Raw genomic sequence first — 1,132 nt, 5'->3', positions numbered from 1 at the left:
GAGGGCGCTTCGGTGTCCGAGGGAGCGAACCGTGAGGTTCACCCGGCCGTGTTCGTCCTGGACGCCCGCGGCCACCCGCTCGACCCCTGCCACCCTGCCCGTGCCCGTCGCCTGCTGGCGGCCGGGCGGGCGGTGGTAGTGCGCCACACCCCGTTCGTCATCCGCCTCAAAGATCGCGATGCGGCGACCTCGGCCATCGAAGGCGTGCAGGTCGGCATCGACCCTGGCAGCAAGCACACCGGCCTGGCGGTGTTCACCGACCACGGCGGAAGCCGGAGCGGGAAGTATACGATCCGGCTTGACCACCGAGGCGCAGCGATCCGAGACAAGCTCAGCGCGCGGGCTGCGCTGCGCCATGCTCGCAGGTCACGCAATCTGCGTCACCGCGCCCCCCGGTTCCTCAACCGCACCAGACCCCAGGGGTGGCTTGCGCCGTCGCTGCGCCACCGCGTCGACACCACCGTGTCGTGGGTGGTGCGGCTCGCCCGGTGGGCGCCGGTGCGGGCCGTGCACGTCGAGCGGGTGGCGTTCGACACCCACGCCCTCAGCGCGGGCAGAGCACTGGAAGGGGTGGAATACCAGCGGGGCACCCTCGCCGGGTACGAGGTCCGCGAATACCTGCTCGCCACATGGGGGCGGGCGTGCGCGTACTGCGGTGCGACCGGTGTGCCGCTCAACCTCGACCACATCCACCCGCGCAGCCGGGGCGGCCCCGACCGCATCTCTAACCTGACCTTGGCGTGCATCGGCTGCAACCAGGCCAAGAACGCGACGCCGGTGGAGGAATTCCTCCGGGCCAAGCCCGCACTGCTCGCGAAGATCCTCAAGCAGGCCAAAGCGCCACTGCGCGACGCCGCCGCCGTCAACGCGACCCGGTGGGCGCTGTGGCGGGCGCTGGAAGCCACCGGCCTGCCCGTGTCCACAGCCTCCGGTGGCCGAACGAAATGGAACCGTTCCCGTACCGGTGCCGCCAAGTCGCACACGTTGGACGCGCTGCACGTCGGCCACCTGGGATGCGTCACCGCCTGGCCTTGCAGGGTCCTGGTGGTCAAGGCGACCGGGCGCGGCACCTACGCCCGCACCCGCACCGACCGCTACGGCTTTCCCCGGCTGCGGCTACCCCGGACCAAGC

Annotated in this window: 1 protein-coding gene; it reads left to right on the top strand. The window is 71.6% G+C overall.

Annotated features, from left to right (window positions below; genetic code table 11):
* Positions 1–12 precede the first annotated feature (12 nt).
* On the top strand, positions 13–1,132 hold a 1,120-nt coding region (gene iscB / locus ABT130_RS47660), incomplete at its 3' end, for an RNA-guided endonuclease IscB (protein ID WP_350966511.1).

Source organism: Streptosporangium sp. NPDC001681, from assembly GCF_040298085.1.
Taxonomy (GTDB): Bacteria; Actinomycetota; Actinomycetes; order Streptosporangiales; family Streptosporangiaceae; genus Streptosporangium.
Note: the sequence above shows the minus strand (reverse complement) of the source record. Positions and strands in the feature narration are given on the sequence as shown.